Annotated in this window: 23 protein-coding genes; 10 read left to right on the forward strand and 13 right to left on the reverse strand. The window is 63.0% G+C overall.

From position 1 onward, the window contains the following. The first annotated feature begins 5 nt into the window (after positions 1-5). Complete coding sequence (locus QN222_RS02080; RefSeq protein ID WP_284005197.1) at positions 6-2054, forward strand: ASKHA domain-containing protein; 2049 nt, start codon at positions 6-8, stop codon at positions 2052-2054. 46 nt (positions 2055-2100) lie between these two features. Here the strand turns inward: QN222_RS02080 and QN222_RS02085 are convergent, their stop codons facing one another. Further along, positions 2101-2610, reverse strand: coding sequence for an Lrp/AsnC family transcriptional regulator (locus QN222_RS02085; protein WP_283962345.1), 510 nt, complete (start codon positions 2608-2610; stop codon positions 2101-2103). Between the two features lie 129 nt (positions 2611-2739). Here QN222_RS02085 and QN222_RS02090 point away from each other — a divergent pair, with 129 nt between their 5' ends. The 3 genes from QN222_RS02090 to QN222_RS02100 are packed head-to-tail and all read left to right on the forward strand — an operon-like array spanning position 2740 to position 6352. Beyond that, a complete protein-coding gene (locus QN222_RS02090; RefSeq protein WP_283962344.1) occupies positions 2740-3954 on the forward strand; it encodes a diaminopropionate ammonia-lyase in 1215 nt (404 codons plus the stop codon). Then, positions 3951-5186, forward strand: a complete 1236-nt coding sequence (locus QN222_RS02095) for a Zn-dependent hydrolase (protein ID WP_283962343.1) — start codon at positions 3951-3953, stop codon at positions 5184-5186. Before QN222_RS02090 ends, QN222_RS02095 begins: the two co-directional genes overlap by 4 nt. A gap of 11 nt (positions 5187-5197) precedes the next feature. Then, positions 5198-6352: a M20 aminoacylase family protein gene (locus QN222_RS02100; protein ID WP_283962342.1), complete on the forward strand. Its 1155-nt coding sequence runs from the start codon at positions 5198-5200 to the stop codon at positions 6350-6352. Between the two features lie 34 nt (positions 6353-6386). Here the strand turns inward: QN222_RS02100 and QN222_RS02105 are convergent, their stop codons facing one another. Further along, the gene (locus tag QN222_RS02105) at positions 6387-8375 is read right to left on the reverse strand and encodes a BTAD domain-containing putative transcriptional regulator (RefSeq protein ID WP_283962341.1); all 1989 of its coding nucleotides are present in this window, start codon (positions 8373-8375) and stop codon (positions 6387-6389) included. Between the two features lie 170 nt (positions 8376-8545). Between QN222_RS02105 and QN222_RS02110 the strand changes: the two genes are divergently transcribed. Then, positions 8546-8797, forward strand: coding sequence for a hypothetical protein (locus tag QN222_RS02110; RefSeq protein WP_283962340.1), 252 nt, complete (start codon positions 8546-8548; stop codon positions 8795-8797). 18 nt (positions 8798-8815) lie between these two features. Here the strand turns inward: QN222_RS02110 and QN222_RS02115 are convergent, their stop codons facing one another. The 3 genes from QN222_RS02115 to QN222_RS02125 form a co-directional block, all read right to left on the reverse strand. Beyond that, entirely contained in the window at positions 8816-9277 is a 462-nt protein-coding gene (locus QN222_RS02115; protein ID WP_283962339.1) for an SRPBCC family protein, read from the reverse strand. 41 nt (positions 9278-9318) lie between these two features. Next, a complete protein-coding gene (locus QN222_RS02120; protein ID WP_283962338.1) occupies positions 9319-9630 on the reverse strand; it encodes a metalloregulator ArsR/SmtB family transcription factor in 312 nt (103 codons plus the stop codon). A 161-nt stretch (positions 9631-9791) separates the two neighbouring features. Continuing rightward, positions 9792-10688: a LysR substrate-binding domain-containing protein gene (locus tag QN222_RS02125; RefSeq protein ID WP_180937938.1), complete on the reverse strand. Its 897-nt coding sequence runs from the start codon at positions 10686-10688 to the stop codon at positions 9792-9794. Between the two features lie 216 nt (positions 10689-10904). Between QN222_RS02125 and QN222_RS02130 the strand changes: the two genes are divergently transcribed. Both QN222_RS02130 and QN222_RS02135 read left to right on the forward strand, forming a co-directional pair. Beyond that, positions 10905-11240, forward strand: coding sequence for a hypothetical protein (locus QN222_RS02130; protein WP_283962337.1), 336 nt, complete (start codon positions 10905-10907; stop codon positions 11238-11240). A gap of 123 nt (positions 11241-11363) precedes the next feature. Then, positions 11364-11567 carry a hypothetical protein gene (locus QN222_RS02135; protein WP_180937939.1) on the forward strand — a complete coding sequence of 68 codons (204 nt, stop codon included), beginning with the start codon at positions 11364-11366 and terminating at the stop codon, positions 11565-11567. A gap of 107 nt (positions 11568-11674) precedes the next feature. Here the strand turns inward: QN222_RS02135 and QN222_RS02140 are convergent, their stop codons facing one another. Next, a complete protein-coding gene (locus tag QN222_RS02140) occupies positions 11675-12382 on the reverse strand; it encodes a DUF1194 domain-containing protein (protein WP_284005200.1) in 708 nt (235 codons plus the stop codon). Between the two features lie 111 nt (positions 12383-12493). Here QN222_RS02140 and QN222_RS02145 point away from each other — a divergent pair, with 111 nt between their 5' ends. Next, a complete protein-coding gene (locus tag QN222_RS02145) occupies positions 12494-14431 on the forward strand; it encodes a BTAD domain-containing putative transcriptional regulator (RefSeq protein WP_283962335.1) in 1938 nt (645 codons plus the stop codon). Between the two features lie 28 nt (positions 14432-14459). On the opposite strand, the gene dmeF is transcribed toward QN222_RS02145, so the two are convergent. The 3 genes from dmeF to QN222_RS02160 all read right to left on the reverse strand — a co-directional run bounded on the left by dmeF (position 14460) and on the right by QN222_RS02160 (position 16075). Further along, positions 14460-15425 (reverse strand): CDF family Co(II)/Ni(II) efflux transporter DmeF, encoded by a 966-nt coding sequence (gene dmeF, locus QN222_RS02150; protein ID WP_283962334.1) that lies wholly within the window; start codon positions 15423-15425, stop codon positions 14460-14462. Beyond that, positions 15422-15712, reverse strand: coding sequence for a metal/formaldehyde-sensitive transcriptional repressor (locus tag QN222_RS02155; protein WP_283962333.1), 291 nt, complete (start codon positions 15710-15712; stop codon positions 15422-15424). The genes dmeF and QN222_RS02155 overlap by 4 nt, the downstream gene beginning before the upstream one ends. A gap of 231 nt (positions 15713-15943) precedes the next feature. Next, entirely contained in the window at positions 15944-16075 is a 132-nt protein-coding gene (locus QN222_RS02160; protein ID WP_283962332.1) for a hypothetical protein, read from the reverse strand. A 77-nt stretch (positions 16076-16152) separates the two neighbouring features. Between QN222_RS02160 and QN222_RS02165 the strand changes: the two genes are divergently transcribed. Next, on the forward strand, positions 16153-17157 hold the full coding sequence (locus QN222_RS02165; protein ID WP_180937943.1) for a GlxA family transcriptional regulator: 1005 nt from the start codon (positions 16153-16155) through the stop codon (positions 17155-17157). Between the two features lie 193 nt (positions 17158-17350). Here QN222_RS02165 and QN222_RS02170 read toward each other — a convergent pair whose 3' ends face one another. The 3 genes from QN222_RS02170 to QN222_RS02180 all read right to left on the reverse strand — a co-directional run bounded on the left by QN222_RS02170 (position 17351) and on the right by QN222_RS02180 (position 20337). Then, positions 17351-17764, reverse strand: a complete 414-nt coding sequence (locus tag QN222_RS02170) for a hypothetical protein (RefSeq protein WP_283962331.1) — start codon at positions 17762-17764, stop codon at positions 17351-17353. A gap of 83 nt (positions 17765-17847) precedes the next feature. Further along, the gene (locus QN222_RS02175) at positions 17848-19176 is read right to left on the reverse strand and encodes a diguanylate cyclase (RefSeq protein ID WP_284005201.1); all 1329 of its coding nucleotides are present in this window, start codon (positions 19174-19176) and stop codon (positions 17848-17850) included. Positions 19177-19503: 327 nt separating this feature from the next. Continuing rightward, positions 19504-20337, reverse strand: coding sequence for a response regulator (locus tag QN222_RS02180; RefSeq protein ID WP_283965589.1), 834 nt, complete (start codon positions 20335-20337; stop codon positions 19504-19506). A 360-nt stretch (positions 20338-20697) separates the two neighbouring features. Here QN222_RS02180 and QN222_RS02185 point away from each other — a divergent pair, with 360 nt between their 5' ends. Further along, on the forward strand, positions 20698-21444 hold the full coding sequence (locus QN222_RS02185) for a Hint domain-containing protein (protein WP_336621003.1): 747 nt from the start codon (positions 20698-20700) through the stop codon (positions 21442-21444). Between the two features lie 102 nt (positions 21445-21546). Here the strand turns inward: QN222_RS02185 and QN222_RS02190 are convergent, their stop codons facing one another. Further along, positions 21547-23163 (reverse strand): SMc04171 family calcium-binding repeat protein, encoded by a 1617-nt coding sequence (locus tag QN222_RS02190; RefSeq protein WP_283965587.1) that lies wholly within the window; start codon positions 23161-23163, stop codon positions 21547-21549. Between the last annotated feature and the right edge of the window lie 47 nt (positions 23164-23210).

Consider the following 23210-nt stretch of genomic DNA (forward strand, 5'->3'; position numbering starts at 1 on the left):
GAAAGATGCTGAACGTGTCCTCGAAGGAAAACAAGGACGACCCGCTGGTGCTGTTCATGCCATCGGGCAAGCGCGGCCGCTTCCCGGTCGGCACGCCGATCCTCGATGCCGCGCGTTCGCTCGGGGTCTATGTCGAAAGCGTGTGCGGCGGGCGCGCGACCTGCGGGCGCTGCCAGGTTTCCGTGCAGGAAGGCAATTTCGCCAAGCATAAGATCGTCTCGTCGAACGACCACATCTCGCCGATCGGGCCTAAGGAACAACGCTATGCCACCGTACGCGAACTGCCGGACGGCCGCCGTCTTTCCTGCTCCTCCCAGATCCTCGGCGATCTCGTCATCGACGTGCCGCAGGACACCGTCATCAATGCGCAGGTTGTGCGCAAGGCCGCGACCGACCGTGTGATCGAGCGCAATGCCGCCGTACAGATGTGCTATGTCGAGGTAGACGAGCCGGACATGCACAAGCCGCTCGGCGATCTCGACCGGATGAAGGCAGTTCTGGAGAAGGACTGGGGCTGGAAAGATCTGCTGATCGCGCCGCACCTGATCCCGCAGGTGCAAGGGATCCTGCGCAAGGGCAACTGGGCGGTGACGGCCGCGATCCACCGCGACATGGATTCTTCGCGTCCCTTCATCGTCGGCCTCTGGCCTGGCCTCAAGAACGAGGCTTACGGCGTCGCCTGCGATATCGGCTCGACCACGATCGCCATGCATCTGGTGTCGCTCCTCTCGGGCCGCATCGTCGCCTCCTCGGGCGCGTCGAACCCGCAGATCCGCTTTGGCGAAGATCTGATGAGCCGCGTCTCCTACGTGATGATGAACCCGGACGGCCGCGAGGCGATGACCAAGGCCGTACGCGAAGCGGTGAACGGCTTGATCGGCAAGGTCTGCACGGAGGGCGAGGTCGACCGCCACGACATCCTCGACATGGTGGTCGTCTGCAACCCGATCATGCACCACCTGTTCCTCGGCATCGATCCGACCGAACTCGGCCAGGCGCCCTTCGCGCTCGCCGTGTCCGGCGCGCTGCAATATTGGGCGCACGAGATCGACATCGAGGTCAACCGCGGTGCGAGGCTCTACATGCTCCCCTGCATCGCCGGCCATGTCGGGGCGGACGCCGCGGGCGCCACGCTTTCCGAAGGCCCGCACCGGCAGGACAAGATGATGCTGCTCGTCGATGTCGGTACCAATGCCGAAATCGTGCTCGGCAACCGGCAGCGCGTCGTCGCCGCCTCCTCGCCAACCGGCCCGGCCTTCGAGGGTGCCGAGATTTCCTCCGGCCAGCGCGCGGCGCCCGGCGCGATCGAGCGCGTCCGCATCGACCCCGAGACGCTGGAGCCGCGCTTCCGCGTGATCGGCATCGACAAGTGGTCGGACGAGGAAGGTTTTGCCGAAGCCGCCGCCGCGGTCGGCGTCACCGGCATCTGCGGCTCGGCGATCATCGAGGTCGTCGCGGAGATGTATCTCAGCGGCATCATCTCGCAGGACGGCGTGGTCGACGGCGCCATGGCCGCGAAAAGCCCGCGCATCGTGCCGAACGGCCGCACATTCTCTTATCTCCTGCATGACGGCGAGCCCCGCATCACCGTGACGCAGAACGACATCCGCGCGATCCAGCTCGCCAAGGCCGCACTTTATGCGGGCATCAAACTGCTCATGGAAAAGCAGGGTGTCGATCATGTCGACACCATCCGCTTCGCCGGCGCCTTCGGCTCCTTCATCGATCCGAAATACGCCATGGTCCTGGGCCTGATCCCGGATTGCGACCTCGACGAGGTGAAGGCCGTCGGCAACGCCGCCGGCACCGGCGCACTGATGGCGCTCCTCAATCGCGGCCACCGCCGCGAGATCGAGGAAACGGTGAGGAAAATCGAGAAGATAGAGACGGCTCTTGAATCGAAATTTCAGGAGCATTTCGTCAACGCCATGGCGATGCCGAACAAGGTCGACGCTTTCCCCAAGCTCTCCGAGGTGGTCACGCTTCCGGAGCGGAAGGTGATGGCCGATGATGGTGAAGGTGGCGGCCGCAGGAGGCGCCGCGGCCGGGAATAGGCACGCTCGCCTTTCCCTCGCTGCCGCTGCCGTGCCGCTTTGAGCCTCAAAGCGGCACCGTCAGCCCCACCTTGACGCGATCCATGGCGACGAAGGTGCGGAATTTCTTGACATTGTTGTTGCCGAAAAAGAGGCGTCGCGTCAGCGCCTCGTAGTCGGCCATGGTCGCTGCGACGATGACCAGGATGAAATCCGCCTCGCCGGTGACGTAATAGCATTGCTGCACTTCGGGGGCCGCCGAAAACTCCGCCTTTGCCGCATCGATCAGCGCGGCCGTTTCGCTGATCACCTCGACCTCGACGAAGATCGTGATCGGCCGGCCGACCTTGGCCGGATCGACGATGGCGCAATTGGCCGCGATGACGCCCGCCTCCTCCATGCGCTTGATCCGCCGCTGCACCGCCGGCGCCGAGAGATTGACCGCCTCGCCGATCGTGCGCTGGGGCGTGGCATTGTCTTTCTGGAGGATCTTCAGGATCGCCAGGTCGAAGTCATCGAGAGCGATTTCGGGAGTGGTTCTTGCCAACTTAAGAAGCCTCGTGAAACAAACTTGCATTTCGAGGCCTGGAATACAGCGCAATTTTCGCGCTTCGTGCAATATATATTCGCCGACATAAGAGTTTGAAACCCGGATGCGGGCCGAAAACCCTGCACCCTTTCCTCACCCGCTTGAACGAGGACGGCCATGTTTCTTCTGAATACCCATCCCGACCACAACAGCCCGCTCGACCCCGTCGATGTGGAAACGCTTGGAGAAGGCGCGGCCGATACGGTCGAGCGCTTCCTCGCCCATCGCGCCAATCATGCCGAGACGCCGCTGCATGCGCTGCCGGCGCTCGCCGGCGAACTTGGCGTCGGCGCGGTCCATGTCAAGGATGAGGGCCATCGGCTCGGTCTCGGCAGCTTCAAGGCGCTCGGTGGCGCCTATGCGGTGATCCGGCTGGTGCTGGAAGAGGCGGAACGGCGCCTTGGGCGGCCGATCGATATCGCCGAACTGCATTCGCCGGAGGTCAAGACCGTGGCGGCGACGATGACCTTCGCCTGCGCGACCGACGGCAATCATGGCCGCTCGGTGGCACAAGGGGCCGAGCTCGTTGGCGCGAAGGCTGTGATCTTCGTTCACGGCGGCGTCAGCGAGAACCGCGTGGCGGCGATCGCCCGCTTCGGCGCCGAGATGGTCCGCGTCGAAGGCACCTATGACGATACCGTTGCCGAAGCGGCGCGGGTTGCGACCGAGAACCGCTGGACGATCGTCTCCGATACGTCCTGGGCAGGCTACGAGCGCATTCCTGGCCTGGTGATGCAGGGCTACACGGCAATGGTCCGGGAGGCGCTGCGCCGGCTGCCAGAGCCGCCGACGCATGTCTTCGTACAGGCGGGCGTCGGTGGCGTCGCCGCGGCCGTCAGCGGTCATCTCGCGCTGGCATTCGGCGACAGGCGGCCGATCTTCACCGTCGTCGACCCGGTGCGCGCCGCCTGCATCTTCGAGACGGCGCGTGCCGGGCATCCCGTCAAGATCGCCCACGGAGAGCCGACGGTGATGGCCATGCTCGAATGCTACGATCCCTCACTTGTCGCCTGGCGGGTGCTCAAGCATGTCGCCGATGTCTTCATGACCGTCGACGAGCAGCACGCCATCCAAGCGATGAACCGGCTGGCGCGCCCATCCGGCAACGATCCGGCGATCGTCGCCGGAGAAAGCGGCGGCGCGGGGCTCGCTGGCCTCCTCCGGGCGGCGATCACCCCCGCCATCAGGACGGCGGTCGGCCTCGATGAAACCTCTCGCGTCCTGCTGTTCAACACCGAGGGCGCCACTGACTCGGCGCGCTATGCCGAGCTTGTCGGCATGAGCCCGGCGGAGGTCATCGGTCGGCGGCAGGTCCAGGGAGAAACGGCATGAGCGCCGTTTCGATCAATGCGGACCGGCTGCTCAGCCGCATCCGCACCCTCGGCGAAATCGGTCGCGATAGCGATGGCAGATTGACCCGGCTCGCAGCCTCGGAGGCGGATAAGGCGGGCCGGGATCGGCTTGTTCGGTGGCTCCGTGAGGCGGATCTCGAGATCGTCGTCGACCGGATCGGCAATATCTTCGGCATCTGGCGCGACGCCGGCAATGCCGAGCATGCGCCCGTCCTCATCGGCTCGCATATCGACAGCGTCATCGACGCCGGCATTTACGACGGCTGCTACGGGGTGCTTTCCGGGCTGGAGGTGATCCAGACGCTGAGGGAGGCCGGTACCGCCCCCGCCCACCCGATTGCCGTCGCCGCCTTCACCAATGAGGAAGGCGTGCGCTATGCCCCCGATATGATGGGGTCGCTCGTCTATGCCGGCGGGCTTTCGGTCGACGAGGCGCTTGCGACGATCGGCACGGACGGCAGCGTGCTTGGCGAGGAATTGCGCCGCATCGGCTATGCCGGCACGGATGGGCCGGGCTTTGCGAAGCCGCATGCCTATGTCGAACTCCATGTCGAACAAGGCCCGGTCTTGGAGCGCGAAGGCGTGCCGATCGGAGCTGTCGAGAACCTGCAAGGCATTTCCTGGCAGCGGGTCACCATCGAGGGCGTCGCCAATCACGCCGGCACGACGCCGATGTCGATGCGGAGCGATGCCGGCCACGCGGCCGCCCGCGTGATCGTCTTCCTGCACGATCGCGCAATGACCTCCAATACACCGACCGTCGCCACCGTCGGCTGTATCGCCTTCGAGCCGAATGCCATCAACGTGATCCCGTCACGTGCCACGTTCACCGTCGACCTGCGCGATCCTGATGCCGAACGGCTAAGAGCCGAGGAGGCCGCGCTCGCCAGCTATCTCCACGACCTCGCGGCGGCCGAGGACATGGCGATTGCAACGGAGCGCCTGGCGCGGTTTGAGCCTGTGACCTTCAATGCAAGGATCGTCGGCCTCATCGAGGAGGCAGCCCGCATGCGCGGCCTCACCTCGAAGCGAATGACCTCCGGTGCCGGCCATGACGCACAGATGATCGCGCGGTTCGCGCCGGCCGCGATGATCTTCGTGCCAAGCGTCGGCGGCATCAGCCACAACCCGCGCGAATATACGGCCGACGGCGATCTTGTCGCCGGCGCCAATGTCCTGCTCGATGTCGTCCAGCGCCTTGCCGCAGACTGAGGAGAGTTCCAATGACCGATCTTGAGATGCTCGAAAGGCAGATGACGGAATGGCGGCGCGATCTTCACGCCCATCCCGAATTTGGTTTCGAGGAAAAGCGGACCTCCGCCTTCGTCGCGGCGAAGCTGAGGGAGTTCGGGCTTGATGTTGCCGAAGGCGTCGGCGGCACCGGCGTCGTCGGTACGCTGAAACGCGGCAACGGCAACCGAGCCATTGCGCTTCGCGCCGATATGGACGCGCTGCGCATTCCGGAACAGGGCGCGGTCGAGTATCGCTCGCAAAACCCGGGCGTGATGCATGCCTGCGGCCACGACGGCCACACGACCATGCTCCTCGGCGCCGCAAAGCTGCTCGCCGCAGACGGCGGTTTCGATGGCACCGTGCGCTTCGTCTTCCAGCCGGCGGAGGAATGGGGCAAGGGCGCGCTCGCCATGCTCAACGATAGCCTGATGGAGCGATTTCCCTTCGAGGAAATCTACGGGCTGCACAACATGCCGGGGCTTCCGGTCGGCCATTTCGAGACCCGTGCCGGCGCCATGATGTCGGCGGAAGACAATTTCGAAATCGTGCTCAAGGGCGTCGGCGGCCATGCCGCGCGTCCGCACGCCGGCAACGAAGTGCTGGTCGCCGCCTGCGCCCTCGTCACCAACCTGCAGACGATCGTCTCGCGTCGTCTGAGCCCGGCCGATATCGGCGTCGTCTCGGTCACCGAGCTCATCAGCGACGGCACGCGCAACGCCTTGCCCGGCCTTGCCCGCATCCTTGGCGACGCACGGAGCTTCCGCCCCGAGGTCAGTGCAGAGATCGAGAAGCAGATGCGCGTGATCGCGGAAGGCACGGCGCTGACTCACAACGTCTCCGCCGAGGTAACTTACACCCGCGAGTTCGTGCCCCTCCTCAACGATGCGGCTCTCGTCGAGGAGGCCTTCGCCGCCGCAAGGACCGTCTTCGAAACCGATGATGTCGGCACCGCCCGCGAACCGATGACTGGCTCGGAGGATTTCGCCCGCTTTCTTGAACACGTTCCCGGCTGCTTCGTCTTCCTCGGCAACGGCCACGACTCCGCGCCACTGCACAATCCGACCTACGATTTCAACGACGCCGGCCTCATTCACGGAACCCGTTTCCATGCCGCGATCGTCAGGCAGCGTCTGCCGGAGAAATAGAAAGGGTAGCCATCAGCGCCGAACAAGGCCGCCGCTAGTTCTCCGGCATGCCCGCCTTCTTCATGCCTGCCGCCATCGTCTCGCGGAAACGGCTGACGTCACGCAGCGACGGAAGCGCGATATATTTGGCGATCGTGTAGTCGGGCTGAATGGCGAGAAACCGCTCGGCTGCCCAACGGGCGGTCTTCATGTCGTCGTTCATGGCGGCCCAGGCAGCCAGTTGACGATAGGCCCAGGTGACGTTGGGATTGCGCGTAACCACGTCCCGGGCGATTGCCACCGACTCCGAAAACCGGCCGGCGAGCGCATAGGCGGCCCCGAGCCCCATACGCATGTTGAAGAGGAAGGGATCGAGCGGGCTCAGTCGTATCGCTCGCTCGAACCGCTCCTGCGCGTCGGCAGCCTCGTCCTGGTAGATCCCAACCCAGCCGTAACGCGTCCAGGCCCAGGCATTGTTCGGATCGAGCGCCAGTGCGCTCTCGATGAATGCTGCAGCCCTTTGCTGATCGCCAGAGAGGCTGGCCGCCGCTCCGCACGCGGTCAGCGCCGTCGGGTCGTCCTCGATGAGGCCGGATGCCCGATCGACGGCATCAAGCGTCGCCTGCAACTCGGCGGCCTGATCGGGCGACCAGAGATAGGTGATGTTCAGCGCGTGGCACCAGGCAAGCAGCGCATGCGCGCGACCATATTTCGGGTCGAGTTGCAACGCTTGCTGAAGCGTCTTCATCGCCTCCGCAATTGCCACGGCGTTCTGGCCCCAGAGCTTCGGGAAGGCGCGCATCACCAGATCGTAGGCTCTGAGGTTTGCGGGCGGCTTGCACGTCGCGGATTCGATCTCCGCGTGACGGACGGCTGGATGAATAGCGCCGGCGACCTGGGCTGCGATCCGGTCCTGGAACTCGAACAGATCCGCGCTCACCCCTTCGTAGCGATCCGACCACAATTGCTTGCGCGACTCCGCGTCGACCAGTTGCACGGAGATCCGCAGACGATCGCCACCGCGCCGAACCGTGCCCTCGACCACATAGGAAACGCCGAGTTCGGCTCCCACCTCGCGCACATCGATGAAGCGGCCCTTGTATGTAAAGGCCGACTGGCGGGCGATCACGAAGAAATCCCGAACGCGCGACAGCGCTGCCGTGATTTCCTCGACGACGCCATCGACGAAATAATCGTCCTCTTCGCTGCTCAGATTATCGAACGGCATGACGACGACGGAGGGCTGCTCCCTTTCGCGTGGCACCGCGGCAGGGGTGTCGTTTTTCACGGCCGCACCGGGTGACGCTTGCGGCGGCGCTTCCGGGGGCGTTTCGATCAATGCCCGCGTTGCTGCCTCCGGTTCGACGCCGAGTTCCCGCTGTAGCGCCTCGCGGCAGAGGAGATATTGCCGCATGGCGGCATTCGCCTGCCCGCGATGCTGATAGATGCGGATCATGGCACGGTGTGCTTCCTCGGCGGCGGGCTCGGAGGCCAGCAGCTGCTCGGCCAGGCGTTCGCAGGCCTGCACGCCCGCCGTATCGCCGTTTGCCCCCAGGTCACGGCTCAACCGATCAACGAGTTGCAGCGCCTTCTGCCAGTAGTTGCTGCGGTGCGGTTGAAACCATTGTTCGAGCTCGTCGGGAATCGAGATCTCCGAGAGGAGATCGCCGCGGTAAAGCCCGGCCGCAGCCGCAAGGTTACCCATCCCGCCCTCCTCGATCAGGTGATCGAAGACCCAAAGGTCTGCCTCGCCGGAGCCGGCGGCAAGGCTGACGGTCTCAAGGTCGGCCTCGATCTCGATCGCTGCGCTATTGCCCTCGGGGAAGGCGCGCCGGATATCCACGAGCGTCTGACGCAGGCTGTTGCGCGCCTGCGCCTCGCCACGGCCCGGCCAGAAGCCATCGGCCAGCAAGCCCCTTCGCACGCCGCGACGCCCCGCCAGCACCAGGGCGGCAAAAACGAGCGCGGTCTTGCGCGTCGTGAACCGGACCGGTTCATCGGACGGCGAAACGACAGTGAGCTCCCCCAGCAACCGAATGCGCATGCGCAGGCTCCACTTCACAAAATGCGAGCCACGTTAGCATCGACTGCGTTCGATTTAACGCAGATTTAGCGCTCGTCCCCTCGGCCTCACCTGCTTTTCACACCCGCCTGAACAGTGGCAAAACGCGGCCATGGCAAAGTCCCTCCATCAGTTCGAAGATGGAGACCGAGATGGCAACCGCAGGATATCACTCCGGATACGCAACCCACACCGGCGATATCGTCCACGCGCTCGCAGAGCGGCTTGCAAATATTGCGGCCGGTTTTGCGATGCAGCACCGGCACGCGCAGACACTGAAGGCACTCGAAAGCCTCAGCAGTGACGAGTTGGAAGACATCGGCTATCCGGCAAGCGCACGTGAAGCAAAACCCGCACTCGAAATCGCGGCGGGCCTGATGACCACCTTGATGTCCATGCGGTGAGTTGGGCGCAGGCGAGACTTACGCCACCTTGGCGGCATAGGAGGCCAGCAATCCGCCCCAGCCGGAATCGAGCATGCCGCTCGCATCCTGCGCCTTGGCGCCGTAATTGGCGAGCTGGCGATGTTCGAGGACGACCGTCGTCTCATTGTCGCTCTTCGCTTCGAACAGAACTTCCACCTCGGTGTGGAAGGCGGGATCGAAGGTGAAATCGGCGTTGAGCTGCCAGGCGAAGAGGATGCGGTTCGGCCGGTCGCAGGCAATCACGCGGCCCCAGTCCCGCTCCTCGCCGGCATTGCCGACCTCGTACCACCGGCCGCCGGCGACAGCCTCGACGACAACCGTCTTCTGGCCGGATTCGGTCAGGCTGTGACCCTTGATCCACCAGCTACCCATGTCGTTGACAAAAACGTCAAAGGCCTTTTCCGCCGAGGCGCGGACGGTGACGGACTTGCGAACCGGAGTGGGCTCGATCGTGTGCATGATGCTTTCCTCCCGTTGCATCGACGATTTCATATCTGTCCTCAAGAATCGTCCGCCGTCTCGACCGCGGCCTTGAAAGCGGCGAGCTGTTCGCTCCAGAAGCGGTCGAGCCAAGCCCGGAGTGGCCCTAACCCCTCCGGATCGATCGAATAGATCCGGCGCGCGCCCGAAGGCGCGTCACGCACGAGCCGCGCTGCCTTCAGAACCTTCAAATGCTGTGAAATCGCCGGCTGCGACACCGGCATCGTCCGCGCCAACTCGGCCACCGACTGCCGCCGCCCCGCGACACGCTCGAAGATCGCGCGCCGGGTCGGGTCGGCAAGGGCTGCGAACAATCTATCTTCATAAGTCATGGCTTATTATAAGCTAACGCTTATTATTGTCAATCGAACCGGCGGTGAACGATCCCGCAAACGAAACGCCGCGCATTCGACTGAACACGCGGCGCTCTGTTGAGGTTGAGGCGGTGAGCCAGGGACTCGCAGGTTCCCTCTGGCCGGTCCGATGCGATGCATCAAGCGGCTTGCATCTGCAGCTCGGCGAAGGCCTCGCGCACATGATCGGCGACCGCGAGCACCGGCGCCGGCGCGTCCTCGATAACCTTGAGCCCGATGTCGTAATGCCCGAGATCCGGCAAGCCGTCACGCTCACCGAGCTGGACCATCTCGCCCTGGACCAGGTAGCGCGGCAGCGGAGCGATGGCGAGGCCTGCGAGCACGGCAGCCCGCTGACCGGTCGTATAGGCGCTGAGGAAGGCAACGCGGAACTTGCGGCCGGCCCGTGACAGTTTCTCGACCGCATCGGCACGCCAGACGCAGCCGTCCTCCCACATGGAAACCGGCAAGGGATCGCGCAAATGCGCATTGCCGCATTTCGCGCCCGCCCAGACGAGTTTTTCCTGCAACAGGATTTCCGTGCCGTTCGGCGCTTCATCGGTCAGGCTGTTGAAGATGGCGATGTCCAGCCGGTGCTCGTCAACCCGCTTGCGCATGGCGTTGCTCATGCCGATCGATACGTCGACGGTGACGTTCGGATAGGATTCGGCGAAGCGCTTCAACACATCCGGCAGGATCCGCTCGCCGACGTCCTCGGGCGCACCGACGCGGACCACGCCGTTCATGTCGGGCAGAAGGAAGCGCGAGACCGTTTCATTGTTGAGCGACAAGAGCCGGCGGGCGAAACCGAGCAGCAGTTCACCCTTGGGCGTCAGTGACACCGAACGCGCGTCACGCAGGAAAAGCGTGCAGCCTAGCAGTTCTTCCAGCTTCTTGATCTGCATCGAGACGGCCGACGGCGTACGGTAGACCGTCTCCGCCGCGGTGGTGAAATTGCCGGTTTCGGCGATGGCGACGAAGGTCTTCAGCACGTCCATCTCGAGCAGCGGAAGCGCGTGGCGCAGCATCATGTTCATGGTGGAATCCTCATTCAGAAAATCTGAAAGATAACATGATTTCATTTCGTTTGATTGAACATCAAGCGTGAGCGATAGTCAAGATGCAAGGAAGATCCAGGGCAGGACGAGAAAAGGGCGGAGCGAATTTTCCGCCCTCATCCGTCGAAACCCACGAGGAACCGATCCCGTACATGCTTCTGGATCGCCAGCGCGATCTCGCAAAGGAGGAAGCTCATGTCCGCGTTGACACTGGTGATTACGCCCCGCGGCAACACCTCATACATGAAAGCCGACGGGCAGATGACCGTCGCCGCCAAACAGGACACCATCGTCCGGCTTCAGCCGGAGACAGTGGCCCTTTCCTCGAGCGATGGCGACATGGTCCTTGCGATCCTGTCGCACGCCCGGTCCTTGATCGACCGGATCGCCACGAGGCGACGCGCCAACAACGTCGCCAGGAATCGGGTGGAAACCCGCCGTGAATTGGCGAGACTCCCAGCGAGGGTCAGGAATGACCTGTTACTCGCGGAACAACAGCCGGCGGCGCTTTCGGATAGAGTTGCTGTGTGAGGCGGCAACCGATCACCATGTTTGATGAAAAACATCAAACATATTCGTTTGAATGATGAATGAGGTTGCGCCATATCTACCATCATGGTCGCGACCTTTTGAGAAGCTCAGAAGGAACCAGAAATGTCTACGAACCAGTTTTCATCGTCGAGCCACGGGCTGTCCGCCCTGCCCGGCCTTTTCAACCTGCGCGCACGCGCCTGGGCCGCATGGAAGCGGCACCGCAATGAAGTCGTGCTGGAGAGCCTGTCCTATGACACGCTGAAGGATATCGGCTTCCCGTCCGCTGACGACGAGGTCCACGAGGTCCAGAAGAACCAACAATGAACGCCGACGGCAAATATCCTCCCGCCCGATGTCGGGCAAGACTTGACCTCTAAAGGGCATTCCGCCAACGGAATGCCCTTTTTCTTTGCGGCTGCCGCGAACGATTTTCAGTCATGCAGGCGGGCAACGATCTGCGGTGAAAGTTCCCTGATGAGTTTCCTCCGGATGGCGGCCGAAAAATCGGCATCCTTCCGCACATCCATCACGAAGGCGCCGGCGCCGAGGATCACTTCGCGGGCATAGTAGTTTGCCAGGTCCTTCTGCTCATCGGAGATGGTCAGCGCATTGACGGTGACACCCATCCTCCGCGCGCGCAGCCGGGCCGCATAGAGCGAAGCACGCTGCCGCCGCTTCGGAGCGACAGTTTCCTTGCCGTCGCCCGAGATGTTGATGATCGATCGCTCGGCGCAAAAGCGCGGATCAGCCAACAGGTCCAGTGCCGACCACATGCCGCTGCCGATATCGGTATTGCCGAAAACGAGCCGCTGGTTACCTTCGACCTCGCGCGCGAAAGGTTCCGCACCGTCGCCGTCGAAGATCACAAACCACCTAAGCTGCTGGACCGCAAATTCGCCGTCGCCCCAAAAGACGGCCGACACTGCCACGGCCCCGGCCTTGTTCAAGGCCGAAAGGACGCCCCTGTCGCGGAAGGCCGCGGCGATCGCGGATTTCTGGAAAGCATATTCCTGGTCGGAAACGCTGCCGGATCCGTCGACAGCAAGCACCAGGGCAACGTCGACGCAAGCATGCGGCTCAGACACCGCCGGCGCGCAAAGGAACAGGGCCGACACGGCGGCCGCCAGCGTTTTGCGCATGTCCCCTCTTCCCTGCCCGCGTGCTCCCCAGCATCACCCGAATTGACTATGACAGACGAGCGCTTCCTTGCTGTTATATTGGCGTTACACCGTCCGTTAGAGGTAACTTAATTGACGTTCAGGTTACGCCTGCTTGGCCGTTTCCAACTGCTTTCGGCAACCGGCGAAAGCATCGCGATAACTTCGCGCAAGCATCAGGCCCTGATCGCCATGCTCGCGCTATCGAATGGAAAGCCGATTTCGAGGTCGAAGCTGGCCGGGCTCTTGTGGGCGGAACGGCCGGAAGATCAGGCCCGCAACAATCTCCGCCAGGCCTTCTTCACCATCAGGCATGCCGTCGAGGGGCATGGTCCCTCGCCGTTCATGATCGACAATGAGAGCGGCTGGATCGCGGACGGAGAAGTGGCAACCGACATCCAGGGACTTCTCGAGGGCGCAAGGATGGGCCTCGTCCCACCAGAACCGGACGCGTTCGACGGCGAATTCCTCGAAGGCGTGAGTTTCAAGGATGAAACGCTCGAGGCGTGGCTCCGCATCGAGCGTGACCGGCATCACAATTTGCTGGTCGACTGCCTCACCAGCCTGACCGAACGCCTGGAAAGGGCGGGCGATGCCGCTCAAGCGCTGTTGGCCGCACAATGCCTGCTGCGTCACGATCCCTATCACGAACCGTCCCATCGGGTCGTTCTACGCCATCATCTTGGGCGCGGCGACCGCGCCCGGGCAATCAGATATTACGACACCCTGAAGACACTTTTCGAGGTCCATCTGGGCGTGCTGCCGGATGCGGAAACGCAGCAGCTTGCCAATCGGATCCGCGACCCGCAGAGCTCATCGGTTGATCTCGCCAACAGCAAACCGAGGGTGGCGATCCTGCCGATCATCAGCCTGTCTGCCGGCGGCGACCACGATATTATCGACGAATCCCTGACCAGAAAGCTGATCGGTGAGCTCGGCCGCTTTTCGCCGATCTCCGTCGTGGCCGCGGCGACGATGCTTGCCGTCGGCGCGAGGCAGCACACGATCGCAGAGATCGGACAGCAGGTTGGCGCGGACTACGTCGTTGAAATCGCAGTCCAGGAGCGCGGGGGAACCGGATGGACCTTGGTGCAGCTTATCGCCGTGCAAAGCGGAACCCAGATATGGAGCAGGAAATATTCGAGCGTAGCGGCCGACCTGTCTGAAGCGTCTGAAGCCCAGGATGCTCTTGCGCGCCGGATCAGCGGCAATCTCTATCAGACGATAATGCGGCAAGCGGCGAACCAGTCGGCCACGGAGCCCGAAGAAACGATGGCCGGGGGGAAGCTCTACCTCCAGATCTTTTCTCATGTCGAACGGCCGACACTGAACGGCATGATCCGGGCACGGCGGCTATGCGACCGTCTGCTGGCGATCGATCCCAATCACGTGCTCGTTCGCGAAAGCCTCGCCTGGATATCCTTCCATTGCTGTTTCAACGGCTGGACCGATGATCCGCTGCGCGGCTTCTCCGAGGCGCGCGACGTGGCGCTGACCGGATTGGCCCTCGACGAGCGCGAACCCTACCTCCTGAGCGCTCTCGGGCTTGCCGAAACCTATCTCGGAAACATCCGCTCCGGCCTTGACAGCTTGAAAAGGGCCGTCGACCTCAATCCCAACGACGCCGAGTTTCACACGTGGCTTGGCATCGGGCTCACATTCGCCGGTCGCATCGACGAGGCGCAGGCCGCCTTCGACCAGGCGGACCAGGCGAGCCCCGACTATCCCCCGATCTTCCTGTTCCGCGGCGACGCTCATCTGGCCGCCGCGGACCACGAGGCAGCCGTTTCCTGTCTCGATCGCTTTCTGACCGTGCTTCCGGAATATAACTGGGGCCGCCTCCTCAGGGCAGCGGCGCACGAGGCGCTCGGCAATGCGGCAACGGCCCGACAGGAGGTGTCGCATGTCCGCGCGAATGCCGCACGGCTGGACGGCCATTACATCGAAAGACTGCTGCAGGCGCGCGCAACCGAATTCCGGCAGAAACTCTGGTCGCGGCTGGAGGTGGCCGGCCTACCCTGGTCCGGATGATCCCCGAGAGCGTGCGATCGGCCGGTGCTCAAGCCGCCAAGCGTTCGACTTCGACCGTCACATGGGAGAGTTCGTGCAGATGCGCGAGCTTGTCGCGGTAGAGCGACGGGCTTTGCGGGTTCGTCGTCACCAGCGAGACGATGGCGCCGTGATGACCGGGGCCGAGCTGCCAGACGTGCAGATCGGTGATGCGGTCGCCGTCCTTCTCGATCGCGGCACGGATCTCCTCCGGCAAGTCCTCGCCGGTTGGAATGTAATCCAGGAGGACGCTGCCGGCATCGCGGATCAAGCCGACGGACCAGCGTGCAATCACCAGAGCGCCGACCACGCCCATCAACGGATCGAGCCAGATCCAGCCATAGACGCTCCCCGCCGCCAGCGCGACGATTGCCAGAACCGAGGTCAGCGCGTCCGCGAGCACATGCAGGTAGGCGGCGCGCAGATTGTTGTCGCGGCCGTGGGCGGCAGCGCCGTGCCCGTGACGATAATTGTCGTGATCGTGATGATGATCGTGGGCGTGATGATGATGCGAGTGATCGTCGCTAAGCAGCCACGCGCTGGCGAGGTTGACGGCGAGGCCGAGGACGGCGACGGAAATCGCCTGCGGGAAGCTGATTGCAACCGGGTTCATCAGGCGGAGAAGGCTTTCCCAGCCGATCAACAACGCGATCAGCGCCAGCACGATCGCACTCGCAAAGCCGGCGAGATCGCCGAGCTTGCCGGTGCCGAAGGTAAAGCGACGGTTGCGGGCGTTGCGTCGGGCATAGAGGTAGGCGAGCGCCGCGATCAGCATGGCGGCGGCATGCGTGGACATATGCCAGCCATCGGCGACCAGCGCCATCGAGCCATAATACGTGCCCGCCGCAATCTCGGCGATCATCATGCCCGCTGTCAGCGCAATGACGAACCAGGTACGGCGCTCGTTGCGCCGGTGATTGTCGCCGAGAAAGACATGATCATGCCCGGTCGAGGCAGAAGCGTAGGCCTTGCTCATTTCAGGTATCTCCTGACCACTTCGATCAGTTCGTCGGCGCCCTGCTCGCGGGCGCGCTGCTCCTGCTCGCGATCATCGCCCGTTCCCGGGGCGGCAACATGCTCGCGAATATGATCTTCGATCAGCTCGACAGTGAGGCCCTGGACGGCGCCACGCACGGAGGCCGCCAGATTGAGTATTTCGCCGCAGGGCCGCTCAGCCTCGAGAGCACGCTCGATCGCCTCCATCTGCCCCTTGAGGCGGCGGACGCGGGCGAGCAGCTTGGCTTGGTTGCGTATCGTATGCATGGTATAGGGGAGTACCCTATATCGGCGCGATAGGCAAGCACGCCGGAAGCGAAGCTGCAGCCGGATATGAGCGGCCCAGCATATCGCCGGAAGCGCGAAGATCGCGGTCCACCTTTCGACACCACGCAGCCCTTGTCAAATACCGACACCGCCCACGCCTCCTTCGAGGACGTCGCAATCGACAACGCCGCAACCATAAGCGGTAGGCGAAACCACTACTCAGCCTGAGCGTCATTTGCCAGATTGCGCCACGCGCTCTGGGCATTGTGTCGCTTTTTCACAAAATTGCCGGAAAGCGGTCGAAACGGCGGGCATCGCCGCCATGTCGCAATGGGAAATCTCTTCCCAGTCGCGGGTTTCCATGTCAATGTCGCAAATTGACAAGCCGAGTGAGCTGTTCCACGCAACGAATATGCGCAGCGTAGAGCCTGGGAGGACTCATGAACAAACCCCTGACCAAAAAGCGTTCGCTCGTTTTCTTTCTGGTGCCGAACTTTTCCATGCTGCCCTTCTCGGCAGCGATCGAAACGCTCCGCATCGCCAACCGGATGCTCGGTTATGAGGCCTATACGTGGCGCCTCGCCTCGACCGATGGTCAGAAGGTCTTCTCCTCCGCCGGCATAGCCCTCGAGGTCAACACCTCGCTCGCCGACGAGCGCAAGTTCCTGGCCGGCGAGAACCGGCCTTCGATGGTGCTCGTCTGTTCCGGCATCTATGTCGAGGATTTCCAGAACAAGTCGGTCAATGCCTGGCTGCGCGAGGTCTATAACCGCGGTGTCGCCGTCGGCAGCCTCTGTACCGGCGCGCATGTGCTGGCGTCCGCCGGCCTCTTGACCGGCAAGCGCTGCGCCATCCATTGGGAGAACCTGCCGGGCTTCTCCGAAAGCTTCCCGCAGGCCGAGGTCTATGCCGACCTCTACGAGATCGACAGCAACATCTATACCTGCGCCGGCGGCACAGCCTCGCTCGACATGATGCTGAACCTGATCGACCAGGATTTCGGCGAGAATCTTGTCAACCGGGTCTGCGAACAGGCGCTGACCGACCGGGTGCGCGGGCCGCATGACCGCCAGCGCCTGCCGCTCCGGGCCCGTCTCGGCGTGCAGAATTCGAAGGTCCTGTCGATCATCGAGCTCATGGAGAGCAATCTCGCCGAGCCGCTGTCGCTCCTGGAGATCGCCGAGAACGCCGACCTTTCGCGCCGCCAGATCGAACGGCTTTTCCGCCAGGAAATGGGCCGGTCACCGGCGCGGTACTATCTGGAGATCCGGCTCGACCGCGCCCGCCACCTCTTGATCCAGTCGTCGATGCCGGTGGTGGAAGTGGCCGTTGCCTGCGGCTTCGTCTCGGCCTCGCACTTCTCCAAGTGTTATCGCGAACTCTACAACCGCTCGCCCCAGCAGGAGCGCGCCGAGCGCAAGCTGACGCTGCAGATGGCGCGCTAATTCCGCCACACTGCCCCTAAATCTCGCAGGTGGGTAGTGAAGCCAAGCCGTACGGCGATCTCTTTCAGGATGAAGAGATCGCCGTAATTACATTGAACGATCGCATTATTTCGCGCTTTGCAGCGATCGCTGCAAAAGCAAAGATCCGTTAATATTATTTTTACCCGCGGCTTCTCCCGCCGCCGGGCCCTGTCTATGCTCGTAGAACGCGAAAAGCGTTCGCCGATCGCTTCTGATTCCACATCCCACGAGGAATCGAACCTCCACCGCCGACCGTCGGCAAGGTCAGCACCGCGTCGGCCTCGCGGGCAATCAGGCCTTCACCTGGCGTGGTACGGGCGCGTTCACGCGCAAGGCCGGAGAGCTGATCTACAAGACCTTCGACGCCACCGGTACCGCCAACGACAAGACGATCGTCTACGGCGACGTCACCGGCGACGGCCGCGCCGACTTCCAGATCGAGCTTTCCGGGATCAAGGCGCTCGTTGCGGGCGACTTCCTTCTGTAAGGCGAGACGTGGGGGACGCCGGCAGGCATCGCGTGCTCGACCGCTCGGCAGGGAAAGCCCATCGGCAGTGCATGCGGCGTCGCGACTGAAATCAATCAACGCGCGTCGCGGCGATACTTCGGTCGCGTCCGGCAAAAGAGCGCGCCGAATTTGCAGCCATACGAGCTGAACACCGGACGATCCTAGGACGCCAGCGTGTCGAGCAGCGCCAGTTCGGACATCACCCGGTTTCGCCCGGCATGTTTCGCCATGTAGAGGAACTGGTCGGCCGCGTGCAGATAATTGTCGAAGGCTTCCGTGACCTCGATGGTCGCAAGGCCGATCGAGATCGTGATCGTCAGTTCCTCATCGTCTGCGACGATCTTCGAGCGTTCCAGTTCGACCCGCAGCCGCTCGCAGAAGTCATAGGCGCGCCGCGCGTTAAGCCCGTTGAAGAGAATACCGAATTCCTCGCCGCCGAGCCGCGCCAGCAGATGCTCCTCTCCAACGAGCGCCTTCAGACGCCGCGCCACGTGTTTCAGCACGATGTCGCCGATCTCGTGGCCGTAGGTGTCGTTAAGGCGCTTGAAATGGTCGATGTCGAGAACGGCGATCGAGGTGCTGTCGCCGCGCCTCAGGCATTGCTCGACAAGCCGCGGGCCGGTGAGGAAGAAGTGGCGGCGGTTGTAGATGTTCGTCAGATAGTCGCTCGCCGCGAGGCGGCGCAGCGCCTGCAAGCGCTTCTGCATGGCCGCGGCCTGCCCTACCCTGGCGCTGAATTCCGCCTCGAGGAATGGTTTGCGGATGAAATCCACCCCGCCCGCCTCGAGGAAACGCGCCGCCAGACGGGCGTCGCCGTCGTCGGAGAGACCGATGACCGGTGTGGCCTCCTCGCCCTGGCGACTGCGGATTTCGGCGATGAGTGCCGTGCCCGCCATGTCGTCCAGTTCGCTGTCCGTGACGATCAGATCGATCGCCTCGCCCGCATCGAGCAGCCGCAGCGCTTCGCCGGCCGCGGACGCCTCGATGACGGAGAATCGCTGCCGACGCAAGAGGCCGGCGAGATCGTAGCGCGACGCCTTGTTAGGATCGACGAGCAGCACCGTCGTCCGGCCGTCTGTCAGTGCCCGGTCGACGGCGGCGATCAGGCGCTCGATCGATTGCGGCTCGTGCTTGACGATGCAGCCCAGCACGTCCTTGCCCAGGATTTGCTCGCGCGTCCCGTCGTTGAAGGCACCCGTAAACACGATCGCCGGTATGTTGCTGGCGAGAACGAAATCAAGCGCCTCGCAATTCGGCGCGTCGGGCAGGTTGAGGTCGACCACTGCCAGCGAGAATTCGTCAGGCCCTGCGGCAAGCTCGGTCTTCACGGCCGCGAGCGTTCCGCAATGCGTGACCCGTGCACCGAGCGTGGTTTCCAGACCGTGTTTCAACGCCGTCGCGAACATGCGCGAATCTTCGACGAGCAGCAATCGCTTGTCGCGATGCTTCTGCGCGCTGTTCGCCTGCCCCGACGTGCGACGTAGTCTCACGGTCCCAGCAACCCCATCCCTACAGCAACGGTGTCTCGCCCCCGAGATGCCCGATAGCTGCAACCAATTGAATTCATGCACGCTTCCTGATTTCCATTCAGTGATTCATGCACTGGCCGCGGGCGTGCTCCCTGAGGGTGACGCTGGCCAACGTGTAACGATTGCACCGGCACGCACCAGCCGAGTTGCCATCCGGCAGCGCGCCATCTTCCCCATTATTTTAGGTGGATTGAAAGGCCTGCCGGTTGCGATTCCGTTAACGCAGCAACCGACAGTGCGAAATCCACAGCACGCAATCCTGCCGCGGAACCTGAATGTGGCGCGGGCTCAGGCCGGGATTTTCATCTTTCCGCTCAAGGTGCGGATCTTCGTCAGCGTGTCGAGGTTCTGGTTGACGCGGCAGTAGAATTCCTCGTTGATGAAGGGACGCACGACAAAATCGTTGCCGCCGGCCTTGAGGAAGCGTGCGGAAAGCAGCCGGTTGGTCGAGGACGAGACGCCGATGATGCGCAACTGATGCGGGCCGTGCGCCGCCCGGATCCGGCGTGTGAGCTCGAAACCGTCGATATCCGGCATGTTGTAGTCGGTGATGACGAGCGCGATGTCAGGATTGTTTTTCAGGATTTCGAGCGCTGCGGCACCGCTCTCGGCCGAACTGGTGCGGAAGTTGTAGCGTTTGAGTTGCGTCGTCAAAAGCGCCCGCGCGGTCGGGCTGTCGTCGACGATCAGCACGTGATGTTTCTGGTTGGTCAGGAACCGGCAGACAGACTCCGCCAGCATGTCGACCGCGAAGACGCTGTCCTTGATGACGTAATCGACAAGGTCCTTGGCAAGGATCGCCTCACGCGTGCTCTCCTGGAACGAGCCGGTGAAGACGATCGTCGGCACGCTCATGTCGATCAGATAGTTCAGCGCCTCGCCGTTTTCGGCACCGGGCAGATTGATGTTGGAGATCGCGAGCGAAGCCGGAAAGGAGGCATTCTCGACGGCGAACTGCAGATCCTCGTAGTCGCGGCAGACAATCACGTCGATGTCGAACAGCTCCTTCAGCCGCTTCGAAACCATCGAGGCAAAGAGGTTTGAGTCCTCGGCAAGCACGATGCGGTGTTCGCCGAGGGATTCGCCGGAATAGTACATCCCGGATACGCCGAAAAATGACATTGATCGCCTATGAGAAAGAGTGTCCCGGGACGCATGCTAGGGGGAAAAGACTTTATTGCGTGTTAATGCCGGCCGACACCAGCCCACCCTCTTCGTCTCAGCAGTGCCCCTCTCCAAAAGCATAAGTCACCTCCACTTTGTGGCAGTGAGTACGACCCTTGCCGTATGCATCAGAACGAATATCCGAATTTTCTCATTTGATGATCTGCGTCAGGATAGGCTGCGGTCGTTCTCGGAAACCGCGTGCTGGAAAGGCGGGAGAGAACCATGTCATCGCCCAGAGAGCAGCGCCCACGGATCAATCGGGCAAGACGTCATTTCCTCGGTCTAACTGCCGCGGCAGGCGCCAGAATTGCCGCAATGGGCACGCTGGCCCTGACGACTTTCTTTCCATCTTCGACAGCGCAGGCGAAACCGGGAAACGGACCGAAGCCCGGCAAAGGTTCTGGAACCAACCCCGGTCAAGGCCCCAAATGCCTTCTCCGTGGGACCGCCGTCATGACCCCGACAGGCGAGGTCCGGATCGAAGATCTCCGCATCGGTGATCTCGTAGAAACGGTGCGCGGCGAAGCCCACGCGATCAAATGGATCGGCCGTGATCGCTACCGGCGCAGCGGGTCCAACTGGAGCGACAGTGTCGTGCCGATCCGCATCTGCCGGCATGCCCTCGATGAGCATACGCCGCATCGGGATCTCTACCTCTCTCCCGGTCACGCCCTGTTCACCGACGGCGTCTTAATCAGAGTGCAGGATCTCATCAACGGAACGTCGATCGCACCTGCCCTTCCCGCCGACCAGTGCGAGATCGAGTATTTCCATATCCTGCTCGATACGCATGAAGCGATCCTGGCGGAGGGCGCCCCTGTCGAAACCTTCCTTCTCGAAGCCGGCCACCACGAGAGTTTCACGAATTTCGCGGAATTCGCGCGGCTCTATCCCGGGCCGCAGCCTGCCATGGCCCCCTTCGCACCGATCGTCGGCTATGGCGGGCGGGCGCATCTGAAGGCTCTTCTGCGCCTCGCAGCAGCCCGTTTCGCTCGGGTGCATGTGCCGATAGAAGAGACCTATGAGAGAATTGCCGCACGTGCCGCGCAATTCGTCGACTGATTGGGCGCACAGCTCTCTCTGACTGTACCTTTCCGCGCGCCTCCCGCTCCAACCCTTGGAATGATCGGATCTTGGAACTGCTCGACCCAGGATCGTGGCCAGCTAAGCGAATATGATATCGTCCGTCGAGAGATCGGACAGCGAAACGTCCTCGAGCATGAGCCCAAAGGTATTGGACCCGTTGAAGGCGATGTAGAGTCCATCGCCCGTCTCGGTCGCCGCCGCAACGAGGTCGGCGAAGCTGTCGATCCCGGTCACTGTGGAGGCATGGCCGATGAACCGCAGCAAGTCGCCGCCGTCAGCGTCGAAGTCGGTGATGTGGTCGATACCGTCGCGGGAAAGCGTATCGGACGACCAAAGGAAGGCATCGGCACCGACGCCGCCCGTCATGACGTCGTCTCCGACACCGCCCCAAAGCAGGTCGTTGCCGGCGCCGCCGTCCAGGCGGTCGTTGCCGTCGTTGCCCGTGAGGGTGTCGTTGCCGGCGAGAGTGCGGATAGTGTCGTCGGCCGCGCCGCCTGCCACGTTGAATGTCTCGATATTGGTGAATATCAGCGTCTTGCCGAGCACGCCCGTCGCCGCATCGAAGTTGGTCACGCCCGGAAGTGGCGCGGTGACGTGCAGCGTGTCGTTTCCGCGACCGCCATCGATGATCCCGGAGGGAGCGCTCACCAGGATCAGATCATCACCGGCGCCGCCGTCGATGATCGTCTCGCCGTCGTCGAAGCTCGTTCCCGCATCGTAGATCTCGTCGTTACCGGCGCCGCCCATCAGCACATCATTGCCGCCGACGCTGATCAGGATATCGTCGCCGGCGCCGCCGTAAAGGGCGTCGTCACCACCTCCGGAGGATATGTAGTCCCGGCCAGCGCTACCCAACGCGTAGTTATCGCCCTCGCCCATGTGGGCGCTCAGCGAGGACAGATTTCCGCCGATGAGCGTATCGTTGCCGCTGCCGAGATCCACGCTGGCGACCTCGATGCTGCTGATCAGCGTACCGGTCGAGGCAAAGCCCTGCGCGAAATCGACGGTCACATCCTCGGTCCTGCCTTCATCGGACAGCGTGAGCGTATCCCGGCCATTCCCGCCGTCGATAACCGCCGAGGAAAGAGTGGTGACGATGTTATCGTTGTCGTCGCCGGCGAAGATGCGGTTCGCGCCACTCGTGTCGACGATGATGTCGCCGCCGCTACCCGTATCGATCGTGTCGTCGCCGAACATGCTGGTGCCGTCGTCGAGGTCGGTGCCATAAGGACCGATAATGTCGTTTCCGGCGCCGGTCGAGATAACGTCGTCGCTTGCCGCACCGAAGATCCGGTCGTCGCCGCTTCCGGTGGTCAGCACGAGCCTCTCGATGCGGTTGAAGAAGATGTGCTCCCAATTGGATGTGTTGTAGCCGATGATGCCGTGGCCGTGCTCGCCACTGAATCGCACCGCGGTGCTGACGCTGGAGAGGTCGACCACCAGTGTATCGACGCCGGCCCCGCCGGTAACTGCGCCGCCGGTGCCGATCAGGGCGATCTGGTCGTCACCCTCGCCACCATCGAGGCGGTCGTAGCCGGCCCTGCTCGTCAGGCGGTCGTCTCCTGCGCCACCGTCGACCAGATCATCACCGTCACCCGCATCGATCTCGTCGGCCCCGATGAGACCCCAGATGCGATCCTTCTCGTCGGTTCCCAGTAACGCGTCACTTCCGACAGTACCCACAATAGTGGCCATGCTCCGCTCTCCCAGCCCAAAAATATAACGGCGAGTGCTCATTACTT

Origin of the sequence: Sinorhizobium sp. 6-70, from assembly GCF_030124375.1 — a bacterium.
GTDB lineage: Bacteria > Pseudomonadota > Alphaproteobacteria > Rhizobiales > Rhizobiaceae > Sinorhizobium.